Raw genomic sequence first — 12,977 nt, 5'->3', positions numbered from 1 at the left:
GTATTATACCACTAAGTGATCAGTGATACAAGTACTTTTACATATAAATTATAAATTGTGATCCCCTATCAATCTCACTTATCAAAGAAATCTTAAAATTATGATACTCGATTATATGTTTTACAATTGAAAGTCCAAGTCCTGTACTATTTTTATTTTTTGTACGGCTTTTATCTACCATAAAAAATCTCTCAAATATCCTTTTTTGATCCTCTTTTGATATCCCAATTCCAGTATCTTTAACTTTTAAAACAGTAAAATTGGAATCATTTAAGATTTCAATAGTTACTTTTCCTTCATTAGGAGTATATTTGATAGCATTTTCTATAAGATTATAGAGAAGTTCTTTTATCATTACTTTATTTGCCTTAATATTTTGGTCACTACCTATTAATTTTAAATCTATATTCTTTTCAGAAGCAATAAGCTTTAATTTTTCTATTACATCGATTGAAATACTATATAAATTTACATCTTCAAAGTCTTTCTTATATGAAAAGTCTCTCTTATATGAATCGTCTTCTATCTTTGATAATTTAATTATGGAATTTATTAGTTCCAAAAGTCTTAATCCCTCGTCCCTGATTATGGATGCAAATTTTTTAATATCTTCTCCCTTTGCAATACCAGTTTCTATCATTTCTGCATACCCATTTATAGATGTTAAAGGTGTTTTTAATTCATGAGAAACATTTGATGAAAATTCTTTTCTAATCAAATCCAATTTATGTTTTTGGGTATAATCAAACATAAGAATTATAACCCCTAAGGATTTGTCTTCTGAAAAAACTTTATTTATAAAAAAATAAATATATCTTCCATTTAGTTCTATTATCCTTTCAAAGTCATTTCCTTCTTCTAATACTTTATCTAATTCTAGATTTAAAGCTGAATTCCTACAAATTGTAATAAAAGACTTAGATTTATAATTAAACGCTTCATTTCCTTCTAAAATTTCTATAGCACTTTTATTTATAGAGAGAATATCTCTTTTATTGTCTACAAATATTAGTCCTTCTTTCATGTTTGATATAATAGTTTTTGTTATATCGTTTTTTTGAGCTATATCCTCTAATTGATGTTTAATCTTTTCACTTTGAAATATTAAGGCCTTTACAAATGGCAGAAGTTCATCGTATATATTTAAAGTATCTAGTTCATTTTTAATAAGTAATCTTTCTATATTTTCTCCTACATAATTAATAGGCTTTAATATTTGATCACTTAAAACAGATGATAAATAAGATGATATAATAAATATTAGAGCAATAATAATTATAAAAGCTGGTAGAGTGATTAAAAACAAAGGAAATATATTATGAGCTAATTCTATTTTATTATTTATATAAAAATTATTAAATATAAATAAAAGTAAAACGGTTACTAAAAAAATTGATATGCTAGATACCATCATCAAACTTCTATATATCTTTTTTTTCATCAGTTTCACCTATTTTATATCCTACATTTCTTATCGTTTGAATAAGCTTTCCACCTATACCAAGTTTTCGCCTTAAACTTCTTATATGAACATCTACAGTTCTAGTTTCTCCTTCATAACTATAGCCCCATACCTTATTTAATATAAAATCTCTACTTAATACCATGTTTTTATTTTCTAATAAATAATACAATAACTCAAATTCTTTATAAGTAAGATTAATGGATTGATCTTCTACTTTAACAATCCTCTTTTGATAATCTAAATAGATACTCTTAAATTTCAATATATCTTTAGTAGTATCTAGATTTACCCTTCGTAAAAGTGCATTGATTCTAGATATAATCTCCATTATACCAAATGGTTTTACTATATAATCATCAGCACCTGAATCTAAACCCACTACCTTGTCATATTCCGAAGACTTTGCTGTAATCATAATTATAGGTATATCTTTAGTTCTATGATTAGTCCTAAGGCTCTGTAATATATCTAGCCCATCTCCATCTGGAAGCATTATATCAAGAAGGATAAGACTTGGGACATTTTTTTCTATTTCCTCAAAAAACCCCTTTGTATCAACAAAACCTTTAACTTCAAAGCCATTGTTTTTTAAAGCATATACTAGGAGCTGGAGTATATTTTTATCATCCTCTACACAATAAATTTCAACCATAGTACATTCTCCTAATTTATATGTTTTCTTTATGAACTCCAGTTATTGAAAAAAGTGCCCATTCCGCTATGTTTTTAGCATGATCTCCTATTCTTTCAAGATATTTTGCTATCATTAAAAAATCTATAGCTTGAGTAGAATTTTCTATATCCTTTCTTATTAAATCAATAAGTTCTCTTCTTATTATATAAAACAAATCATTTACTCTTTTATCTTTTTCTATTATCTCTTTTATAATCTGGGTATCTTTAACTAAAAATGCATTAATACTTTCTTTTACCATACTAATCGCTATTTCAGACATTTCTTTTATATGTCTTAAATCCTTTATATAGTTTTTATCTACAAGATGCATAGTTATTTGAGATATATCTTGTGCTTGGTCTCCTATTCTTTCTAAATCAGTTATCATTTTTAATATCGAAGAGATAAGTCTTAAATCACTTGCTACTGGATGTTGCCTTAATATTATTCTAAGACACATATCCTCAATTTCTTTTTCCATAGAGTTTATAATATCATCAGATGTAAACACTTCATTAGCAAGATTTAAATCTTTATTTGCTAGGGCTTTTACGGCATTTTCTATAGCACTTTCCACCTGTCCACCCATTTCCAAAAGTTTATCATTTAATACATTAAGTTCCATATCAAACTTTGCCCTCATTTTATCACCTCTTCTTTTATTATCCAAATCTTCCAGTTATATAGTCTTCTGTACTCTTTTTTGAAGGAATAGAAAAAAGAGTCTCTGTGTCGTTAAATTCTATAAGTTCACCATTTAAAAAGAATGCTGTTTTATCAGATGTTCTAGTTGCCTGTTGCATATTATGCGTAACCATTATTATAGTAAATTCCTTTTTTAAATCCCCTAATAGGTCTTCTATCTTAGAAGTAGATATAGGATCAAGTGCAGATGTTGGTTCATCTAAAAGTATAACTTCAGGCCTTACAGCAAGAGCTCTTGCTATACATATCCTTTGCATTTGTCCGCCTGATAGTCTTAAAGCACTTTTTTTAAGATCATCTTTTACTTCATCCCAAATGGCAGCTTTTTTAAGACTTTCTTCTACTATATCATCTAATATACTTTTCTTATTTATATTGTGAGTTCTAGGTCCATATGCTATATTGTCATATATACTCATAGGAAAAGGATTAGGTTTTTGAAAAACCATACCGACTCTTTTTCTAAGTATATTTACATCTATGATGTCTTTAATTATATCTTTATCATCAAGTAATATTTCTCCTTCTATCTTACAATCTTCTACGAGATCATTCATTCTATTTAAGGTCCTTAAAAAGGATGATTTACCACAACCGGAAGGACCTATAAATGCTGTGATCTCATTTTTATTTATATCCATGTTTATATCTTTTAAAGCATGAAATTTACCATAATAAAGATTTAAATTTTTTACACTTATTTTTATCATCTTCCTAGCCTCCCAAATCTTTTACTAATATAAGTTGATAATGAATTTATCATAAATATAACTATAAGTAAAACAACTCCCGTTGCATAAGATTGTTCTACATGAACTGCTTCTGTAGAGAGTAGATACATATGAAGGGCAAGGGTTCTACCTGATGAAAACAATCCTGTTACTATTTTAGGAACTGTTCCTAGTGTAAATATCAATGCAGCCGTTTCTCCTACTATTCTTCCAATAGAAAGTATAACTCCTGCTAATATGCTATTTATACAAATAGGAAAGATAACTTTAAAAATTGTTCTAACCTTTCCAGCTCCAAGTGCAAAACTTGCTTCTCTTAAATTATTGGCTACAGAGAGAAGTGCTTCTTCTGTAGTATTTATTATAATGGGTAGTATCATAATAGAAAGAGTCAAAGTTCCAGCAAGAAGAGAATATTTAAATCCCAGATCTATTACAAAAAACAACATCCCAAATAATCCATATACTATAGAAGGTATAGCTGCAAGAGTCTGTGTTGTAATTCTAATAAGTGATACTAGCTTGCTTCTTCTATTAGCATATTCCACTAAATAAAATGAAGTAAATACTCCTATAGGGGTTGCTACTAGAAGAGTTAAAACTATAATTAAAACAGTATTTATAATAGATGGAAGTAAAGATACATTTTCGCTTGTATATTCTAGCGAAAACAGTTTAAAACTTAAATTTGGAACTCCTTTAATAAAAATATAACTTACTATAAAGAAAAAAATGCTAAAAGTTAAAAGAGCAGCTAATTTTATTGCTATATTTATAAACTTATTCATCTCAAGCTCCTCCTTTTAACTATAGAAAAAATTCCATTTATAATAAGTATAAAGATAAATAATACCACCGCTGTAGCTATAAGTGCTTCTCTATGCGTTCCTGATGCATAACTCATATCCATAACTATATTGGTAGTAAGACTTCTAAATCCTTTAGTAATTCCTTTTGGCATACGTGCTTGATTTCCTGCAACTAATATAAGAGCCATCGTTTCACCTATAGCTCTACCCACTCCAAGTATAATAGAAGCCATAATACCTGACTTTGCAGCGGGGATAACTACTTTTATAATTGAACTTTCATGACTTGCACCAAGTGCAATGCTACCTTCATAATATTCCTTTGGAACAGCCTTTAAAGCGGATTCTGATATACCTATTATCGTAGGAAGAATCATAACTCCAAGAAGAATAGATGCAGTTATAAAGTTCATTCCAGTTCCTCCAAAGACATCTCTAACAATTGGAACTACTACAGTAAGAAAGAAAAATCCATATACAATAGATGGAATTCCAGCCATTAAGTTTATGCTAGGTTTTAAAATACTATATATCCTCTTGCCACTAAAATAACTCATATATGTTGCTGTCATAACTCCAATGGGAACTCCAACTAAAACTGCTCCAATAGTTACATAAAATGAACCAAGTATCATCGGAAGTATTCCATATATCGGGGGAGAATTTGATGGCTTCCACTCTCTACCAAATAAAAAGTTTTTTAATCCATACTCCTTTATAAAAGGTATACCTCCTTTAAATATAAATACGCAAATAAGTACAATAGAAACTATAGATACTAAAGAAGAAAGAATGAAGATGCCTTTCATAAATTTTTCAAATCTTTTACCTTTCATATTTACTCCTCTTTCTGTTTAAGATTATCCCAAGATGTTATTTGACCTATATAAATCTTTCTTAAATCTTCTAATTTTATATCGTCTAAACTATTTTTAGTGTTCACAATTACCGCTATTCCATCTATTGCTATAGCTTCAAATAGAAGGTTTTCTTTTTCATCTTTATCTAGTTCTCTAGATGACATACCTATATGGGCACTTCCTTCTATAGCAGATTGAATACCTGCTGAAGAACCAGTAGATTGTATTTCTATAGAAACTAGAGGGTTTAGCTCCTTATACTTTTCAACTGCTTTTTCCATAACAGGGGTTACTGATGTTGAACCTGCAATTACTAAACTACCCTTTAAATTCTTAGTACTATATTCTTTATTTTTAGAATCTACACTAGTATACCCCATATCTTTTACTATATCTTGAGTTATATCAGATAATAGAAAAACAATAAAATCTTTTGTAAGATTATCTATATCCTTACTGTAGACTATATTAAACGGTCTTGAAATTTTATAAGAACCATCTTTTACATGGGAAGGAGTTGCTTCTACTCCATCAATCTTTAAAGCTTTAACAGTATTATTTAACGATCCAATAGATATGTATCCTATGCTATTTTCGTCACTTTCCACAGTCCTTATCACGGAATTGGTAGTATTTTGAATTATAGCTTCTTCATAGGTTTGATCTATCTCATTTCCGTTTTCTTCTTGTTTTAAAACCCCTAAAAGCTCTGTGAAAGCTTTTCTAGTTCCAGAACCATCTTCTCTACTTACAAGATTTATATTCTTTAAATCACTATTGGTGGAATTCCCACATCCTGTAAGTGATAAAAAGATTACAATACTAAATAAGCCTAAGACAATTATCTTTTTCAAAACTATCATCCTTTCAAATTATCTTTATATAAATCATATCCCATACTTGTTAAATCTATAAGAGGTATATGTTAAATCTATGTAAAGTTTTTATAAATTTCTCTATAAAAACACTCCTCTTATAACAAACAGTTTTTATTATTTAAACTGTTTGTTATAAGAGGAGTATATACATTCTTATTAAATTATTTAGCTAATTTATATATTTCCAGTACATCTTCTTTATATAACTTTTTAAAACTTCCAAGTGGTCCAGCTTCTGTAGCCTTTGTAGCCATTAATTCAAAGTTTTTTTCATCTATATCTATATCACTAAGTCTTGTTGGAAGAGATATATTCTTTAAAAAGTTTTCAAATTCTTCGATCGCCATTATTGCCATTTTTCCCCTATCATCATCTTCTTTTACGCCAAAAACTTCTCTACCAAACTGTGCAAATCTATCTATATTTTCTCTATAGACGTATTTCATCCAAGCCGGGAATATTATAGCTAGTGTTACTCCGTGAGTTGTTCCATATATTGCACTTATTTCATGACCTATGTCATGACTTGCCCAATCATCTTCTCTTCCAAGGCCTAATAAATCGTTATGAGCTATACTTCCTGATAACATTATCTCAGCTCTTGCGGGATAGTTTTGCGTATCTTTTTTTAATATATATGCATTCTTTATAATACTCTTCATAGCGCCTTCACTTAAAGAATCTATAAAGTCGACATTAGGAGTGTTTGTAAAGTATCTTTCAAATATATGAGAAATAATATCCATAATTCCTGCAAATGTCTGTTCATCTGGAAGAGTAAGGGTATATTTTGGATCCATTATTGCAAATACAGGTCTTACAACATTTCCACCTGCACCCCTTTTATAGGATCCTTCTTCTTTTGTTACGACAGTTGCTGTGCTCATCTCACTTCCTGTAGCTGGAAACGTAAGCACTACTCCAACTGGAATGGTTTCTTGTATCTTTTCTTTACCAGTAAAAAAGTCCCATACATCACCATCATATTTTGCACCTATTCCTATAGCTTTTGCAGAGTCTATAGCACTTCCCCCGCCTACTGCTAGTATAAGGTCTATATTCTTTTCCTTACATATTGCTATTCCTTCCTGTACTAAAGAAAGTTTAGGATTTGGCTCTACCCCTCCTAGTTCATAATAGTTTACATTTATTTTTTCCAATATACTAGTAATCTCATCATAGAGTCCAGATCTTTTTATACTTCCACCACCGTAGTGTATAAGTATATTTTTATATTTATCTTTTAAAACCTCTTCTAAACTTTTCAACGTATCTTTACCAAATATAATTCTAGTTTGAATCTGAAAATCAAAGTTTTTCATCCTTTTCCTCCTATGAGTAGTTTTATTTTTATTATATCATTTCTATTATGTATCCTGTATCTGCTATCAGAATAAGAGTGCAATAAATTTTAATTTTACCTGTTTATCGTATAAGATTTATTCCCCTTCTTCTGGTTTGTGATGGATTATAGATATCCATTTTTCTCCTACCAATATCTTTCTAACTCTTTTTTCAAATTCTATTCTAGAGAGCCAAACCTGTCTATCGCATCCCTTACACTGGAGCTTTATATCAACACCTGTTCTAAGTATTTCCCACTTATTTTCTCCGCATGGATGCCCTTTTTTTAAAGTAACTATGTCTCCTGCTTTATAATGTAAAATCAAAAGTATCACTCCTTTAAATTAATGTACAAAAGGAAAGCCGTTTATAGCCTTCCTTCTAGTTTTTATTATAGTTTATCTTTATCCATATTATTTATGCTAGATTCATCAATCCTACTTGTATCTACATTTACTTGAGAATTATATTCTAGATCTTCATTAAATTCATTTTCTCTCTCATCCCAGTCAGGTACTCCATCTCTAAATGTATCTCTATATAGACTTGCCCCTTCTTCAACAAGCACTATAATTTCTCCTGCTTGAAGATTTGTCCTATATCCTTCTAAAAGACTTCTTTCACTACTATCTAAATCTTTATTCCAATATTCATCATCGTATTCATCAAATGTAAATGCACCTTTTATCTTTTCCCAAAGACTTCTGTCATCTTTTTCTACATCATCTTCCAAATAGTTTAAATCTCTGCCTAAATCACTATTGGAAACAACTTTTATTTCATCTCTAGTATATCCTTGTTGTAATAATTCATCAACAGCTTTTCTAGCTTTAGTAGAAGTTAGATAGCTTCCATATATTTTTTTCATAATTGTTCTCCTCCAATTTATATTTAGTTGAGTAATTTATCCCACTATACTTTTACCCTAAATTAGAAGTTAAAACAGTTATTTTTATATATTTTTATTAGAATTATTATCATCTTTTTCCCTCAGTATTACATTCTTTGGATAAGGTATTTCTATACCTGCCTCTTCCAATGCTTCCTTTGAACGTTTTCTTATCTCTCTTTCAATAGCCCACTGATCCATAGGATTTGTCTTTGCTACTATATTTATATCTACATTGTAATGGCCTAGATTTACAATACCAAGAACAGTTGGGCCTTCTATTATTGTATCATTATCATTCTTTATCTTTTCGCATACATCTTCCAAAACTTTGATAGCTTTATTTACATCTGCTTCATATGATATAGACATAGTAACTAATGCTCTCATAGCTCCTCTAGTCTTATTTGTAACTATTTTTATGTTTCCATTTGGGATTATATGAAGTTCACCTGAAAATGCTCTAAGCTTTGTAACTCTAACCCCTAAGTCTTCTACTATGCCCTCATATCCCTCTGTTTGGATTAGTTCTCCTACGGAGTACTGGTCTTCTAAAAGTATAAAGAAACCTGTTATAAGGTCTTTTACTAGAGACTGAGCACCAAAACCTATAGCAAGACCCCCTATCCCTGCTGTAGCTATTATTGACTTTGTATCTATATTAAATAAATCCAAAGCCATAACTACTCCTACAAATACTAAAAAATAGTTTATAGTCTTTTTAAGTGTATTTATAAGAGTAGTTGCTCTTTTATTGTTTATTAAGAGATTATAATTTTTTTTGGACTTTATAGTCTTATTTATTATCTTATTAATTATTTTAGTCAATATATAAATAACTACAAATATTATAACTACTTTTATAAGTTTTTCTATTACATTTAATTCAGCTGCATTTTTTTGTACCATGCTTTTAAGATAAGTTTTAATGTTTTCCATAATATCCTCCTAAACTAAAGGATCTTTTCTGCCTTTGCTCTATGATTTTCTTTTGTATATTTGTATAATCCATCTATATTTAATCTTTTTTCTTCTATAAGATTCTTTACCTCTTCTATATCATCAATTCCAAATAAAAGAGCAAGTCCACAACTTTGGCTTACTTCTCTTGGTGTTGGTATAGTTTTAAATATTATTTTTTCTTCTTTAAGAATACTTTCACCTTGAAGTGCAAATTGAGTTGATTTAAATGTTGTAAGTCCATATTCTTCCATTTTTATCTCCTATCCTATTATCAGATTTGAATCTTTATCTTTTAGTTTTTCATATATAGTGTACATATTTGATATACTTCCTACTTTTAATCTTTCTTTAAGCTCTAAAAAATCTAAACATGTTCCGCAAGATATTATCTCTACACCTTTTCCCTCTAGAGCTATCAGTTCATCTATTACTTCTGATCCTTCTACTGTAAGTCTTACACCTCCATTATAGAAAACTATAGTAGATGGATAAGGTTCTGTTTCTGAAACAGTATATATAAAACTTTTCATAAGAATCTTTCCTAAAGTATCATCCCCACTACCCATGGTATCTGAAGAAATACCTATTGTCATATTTTTAAGCTTTTTATCTTCTTTAACTTCTTCTACCATCTCACCATCTTTATTTATATTTATATAAAAGTCTCCATCTTTTTCTTCTACATTAAAGTTATAACCCATACTTGCTACAAGTTTTGACACATTTTCTCTTGCTACATCATTATCTACTATAGTTGTAATACTTCCCTCTTTTAGATTATCTAATTCTTTTTTAGTCATTATAACAGGTCTTGGACAATCCATTGCTCTTGCATCAATTTCTTTATTCATATCATTTATCTCCCTTTTCTCTTATATTGTATATTTCTACTTTACCTTGCTTTTGTATAAGTAGATTTCCATCATCGTATTTTAAATCGAGTATATCTTCTTTAGTTTTAAAACTTAATATATCTTTCTTCTTTTGAGGCATAAGTATATTTCTTTTACCAAAGAGTAATATACTATCTTCTATAAATCTTATATTTTCTAAGTCTAAAGTTAAAACTACCTCTTCTTTAGTATTTCCTTTTAAATCTATTGTTTCAAACTTATTATTATATAGGACATATATATCTTTATTTACTACTTTTATATCTTTTAAATTATCTATTTTTTTATCCCACTTTATCTTTTCATCTTCTAAAAGATAAATGTTTTTTTCAGTTGCAATTATTATCTTATCTCCTATAAATTCATTATAGACTACAAGTTCATCTTTTAATTCTATGCTCCCTATATTTTTACCCTCTATAGAATAGATGCTAACTATACTTTTAAGATTTTTATCTATATCAAGTGTTGATACAAGATACTTTCTATCTTTATTTCCCGTTGTTATATCCAAAATAGGTATCTTTTCTTTATGAGTTTTTAAAATATTACCTTTTCTATCTACTATGTCTACATTTTCTTTATCTCCATCTTTTCTATAGATATATATATTTTCTCCCTTTTCCTTTAATTTAGAAAAAGGAGTCTTCAAATCTAACCTCTCTATAGTTTTACCAGTTTTATCTAATAGATATAAACTTCCTGAAGATCTATCCATTACATATAGAATTTCTTTTCCCAAAATTATATCTGCATCTTTAAATTCAAAATTCTTCTTTAAGGTTTCAAATCCATTGAAATCTAAAAAAGATAAGTTTTTATCTTTCCACACAATAACTTTTTTATTGAATATATCTATCTTTTCTACTTCTTTATCTATAGCAAATCCATTTACCAGTTCTAATTCTTTTTGTGGTTTACTAAATAAATTAAGTGTACTAAAAATTTGGTTGCGACTGACTGAATTTATAAAGATAACAGCTAATACCAAAAGTATCATCAAATATATCTTAAATGATTTAGGTAATTTTATATTTTTATCTTCCACATTCTCACCTATTTCTTTTTTTATCTTTGTGTATTATTTAATTGTATAATATATCACGCTTAATTACTATAGTCTCTATGAGGAAAATTTTTTTTATTTTTTATAATAGAACTATTTTTATTTGGTTTAGTAAATAATATGAGCAATATCATTATAAATCCTAAGACTCCAAATATAGGATATATTGTAGATACTAAATTTGAAAAACCTATTCTTGCAATTGGTATAGAAGAAATACAAAATAAAAAAATCATAAATTTACTTCTGATTTTAAACTTATTTATAAATCCAAAACCATTTGCAAGTGCTGTAGTAAACATAGCTATCCAAAGTATTATAGAATACATTTTTCTATAGAATTCGCCTACTAAAGAAGAGATATAGAGCATAGGTATATCCATATTACTTACCTCTTCATAGTAGAGTAATATAGGTTTTATTAAGGATATAGCTAATAAAAATAGTAATACCCCTCCTGCCATACCACCCATTATAGCTGTTTTTTTGCTATCTATCAAAGGTAGTATAGAAGAAAATACTACTATGATTATAAGTGAATTAGATCCAAAGTAAAGAATTGACGATGTTATAAAATTACCCTTAGCTGTTAAAGTCTCACCCTCTAAAACACTTATATCATATCCACCATCACGACTAAGGTAGAGTGATGTAAATATGATCCCTATAATAAGAAGTGGTACAAGAATGGTATTTACAGTAGAAAATCCTTCTAAACTAAATAAAAAGACTATAAATGAGAATATTATCATTATAATTATACCTATATTATACGATAGATTCAAGTTTTCTTTAAATAGTGCACCACTACCTGATACCATAATAGAAAATCCTGTATATAAAGATATTATTATGAGTATATCAATTAAAACTTTAATCTTTTTAGGAAAAAGTCTTTCTAAGAGTTCATCTAGACTTTTTATCTTATAATCATGAACCTTTAGAAGTAACATACTTCCTAGAATAGAAAATAGTACCCCAACAATATAAATACCCCACAATCCTTTTACTCCATATACTCCAAAAAACTCTACTATCTCCCTACCAGATGCAAATCCTGCTCCTATTACAGTTCCTATGTAGATAGCAGCTATCTTAATCCAATTTTTCTCCATAAATATCCCCTTTCTATATATAAATATATTAGAAAGGGAGTTTGTCTTATGACATATAAAAAACACCTTATCAATTTGATAAGGTGTTTTTTCTTACGTACGCTACACAAATCTATTTGCTCCCTATTGGTCGCATAGATTTGGTGCTACCGCATCTGACCTACTAGAACTCACTATCGTTCGTTAAGTTAGGTCACTAATCTGGCGACTTCCTACTCTCCCAGGACGTTGCCATCCAAGTACCATCGGCGTTAAGAGGCTTAACTTCTGTGTTCGGTATGGGTACAGGTGTGTCCCTCTTGCTATTGTTACCAGATAAACTACAAAGTATGATAGATAGTATTTAATTCGCATCCGCTACACAAATCTATTTGCTTCCTACCGGTCGCATAGATTTGGTGCTACTGCATCTGACCTGACTCAAATCACTATCGTTCGTTAAGTTAGGTCATTATAGGTCAAGTCCTCGACTTATTAGTATCTCTAAGCTACAGATATTGCTATCCTTCTACCTGAGACCTATCAACCAGGTGGTCTTCCTGGAGTCTTACTCATCTAATGATGATGGGAAATCTTATCTTGA

15 protein-coding genes and 2 rRNA genes are annotated in these 12,977 nt (G+C 29.0%); all 17 read right to left on the bottom strand.

Going from position 1 to position 12,977, the window contains the following annotated elements; all coding sequences use genetic code 11:
• Positions 1-37 precede the first annotated feature (37 nt).
• Positions 38-1,441 carry a sensor histidine kinase gene (locus TICRE_RS02650; protein ID WP_075724857.1) on the bottom strand — a complete coding sequence of 468 codons (1,404 nt, stop codon included), beginning with the start codon at positions 1,439-1,441 and terminating at the stop codon, positions 38-40.
• Entirely contained in the window at positions 1,422-2,117 is a 696-nt protein-coding gene (locus TICRE_RS02645; RefSeq protein WP_075724855.1) for a response regulator transcription factor, read from the bottom strand. The genes TICRE_RS02650 and TICRE_RS02645 overlap by 20 nt, the downstream gene beginning before the upstream one ends.
• Positions 2,118-2,133: 16 nt before the next feature.
• Positions 2,134-2,784 (bottom strand): phosphate signaling complex protein PhoU, encoded by a 651-nt coding sequence (gene phoU, locus TICRE_RS02640; RefSeq protein ID WP_075724853.1) that lies wholly within the window; start codon positions 2,782-2,784, stop codon positions 2,134-2,136.
• A gap of 19 nt (positions 2,785-2,803) precedes the next feature.
• Complete coding sequence (pstB, locus tag TICRE_RS02635; RefSeq protein WP_075724851.1) at positions 2,804-3,556, bottom strand: phosphate ABC transporter ATP-binding protein PstB; 753 nt, start codon at positions 3,554-3,556, stop codon at positions 2,804-2,806.
• Positions 3,553-4,365, bottom strand: coding sequence for a phosphate ABC transporter permease PstA (gene pstA, locus TICRE_RS02630; protein WP_075724849.1), 813 nt, complete (start codon positions 4,363-4,365; stop codon positions 3,553-3,555). Before pstA ends, pstB begins: the two co-directional genes overlap by 4 nt.
• Positions 4,362-5,222 carry a phosphate ABC transporter permease subunit PstC gene (gene pstC, locus TICRE_RS02625; protein ID WP_075724847.1) on the bottom strand — a complete coding sequence of 287 codons (861 nt, stop codon included), beginning with the start codon at positions 5,220-5,222 and terminating at the stop codon, positions 4,362-4,364. Before pstC ends, pstA begins: the two co-directional genes overlap by 4 nt.
• A 2-nt stretch (positions 5,223-5,224) precedes the next feature.
• Positions 5,225-6,109: a substrate-binding domain-containing protein gene (locus TICRE_RS02620; RefSeq protein WP_233120129.1), complete on the bottom strand. Its 885-nt coding sequence runs from the start codon at positions 6,107-6,109 to the stop codon at positions 5,225-5,227.
• 176 nt (positions 6,110-6,285) lie between these two features.
• Entirely contained in the window at positions 6,286-7,446 is a 1,161-nt protein-coding gene (locus TICRE_RS02615) for an iron-containing alcohol dehydrogenase (protein ID WP_075724845.1), read from the bottom strand.
• A gap of 117 nt (positions 7,447-7,563) precedes the next feature.
• On the bottom strand, positions 7,564-7,791 hold the full coding sequence (locus TICRE_RS02610; RefSeq protein ID WP_075724940.1) for a DUF951 domain-containing protein: 228 nt from the start codon (positions 7,789-7,791) through the stop codon (positions 7,564-7,566).
• A gap of 68 nt (positions 7,792-7,859) precedes the next feature.
• Positions 7,860-8,336 (bottom strand): general stress protein, encoded by a 477-nt coding sequence (locus TICRE_RS02605; RefSeq protein ID WP_075724843.1) that lies wholly within the window; start codon positions 8,334-8,336, stop codon positions 7,860-7,862.
• A gap of 84 nt (positions 8,337-8,420) precedes the next feature.
• Positions 8,421-9,296, bottom strand: a complete 876-nt coding sequence (locus TICRE_RS02600) for a mechanosensitive ion channel family protein (protein ID WP_075724841.1) — start codon at positions 9,294-9,296, stop codon at positions 8,421-8,423.
• Positions 9,297-9,310: 14 nt separating this feature from the next.
• The gene (locus TICRE_RS02595) at positions 9,311-9,571 is read right to left on the bottom strand and encodes a DUF3343 domain-containing protein (protein WP_075724839.1); all 261 of its coding nucleotides are present in this window, start codon (positions 9,569-9,571) and stop codon (positions 9,311-9,313) included.
• A 9-nt stretch (positions 9,572-9,580) separates the two neighbouring features.
• Positions 9,581-10,171 (bottom strand): sulfurtransferase-like selenium metabolism protein YedF, encoded by a 591-nt coding sequence (gene yedF, locus TICRE_RS02590; RefSeq protein WP_075724837.1) that lies wholly within the window; start codon positions 10,169-10,171, stop codon positions 9,581-9,583.
• 1 nt (position 10,172) lies between these two features.
• A complete protein-coding gene (locus TICRE_RS02585) occupies positions 10,173-11,261 on the bottom strand; it encodes a DUF5711 family protein (protein WP_075724835.1) in 1,089 nt (362 codons plus the stop codon).
• Positions 11,262-11,320: 59 nt separating this feature from the next.
• Positions 11,321-12,394, bottom strand: coding sequence for a YkvI family membrane protein (locus tag TICRE_RS02580; RefSeq protein WP_075724833.1), 1,074 nt, complete (start codon positions 12,392-12,394; stop codon positions 11,321-11,323).
• Positions 12,395-12,593: 199 nt separating this feature from the next.
• Positions 12,594-12,710, bottom strand: a 5S ribosomal RNA gene (gene rrf / locus TICRE_RS02575).
• A 138-nt stretch (positions 12,711-12,848) separates the two neighbouring features.
• Positions 12,849-12,977 (bottom strand): 23S ribosomal RNA (locus TICRE_RS02570); the annotation flags it as partial.

Origin of the sequence: Tissierella creatinophila DSM 6911, assembly GCF_001940565.1 — a bacterium.
GTDB classification, from domain to species: Bacteria; Bacillota; Clostridia; order Tissierellales; family Tissierellaceae; genus Tissierella_A; species Tissierella_A creatinophila.
Note: the sequence above shows the minus strand (reverse complement) of the source record. Positions and strands in the feature narration are given on the sequence as shown.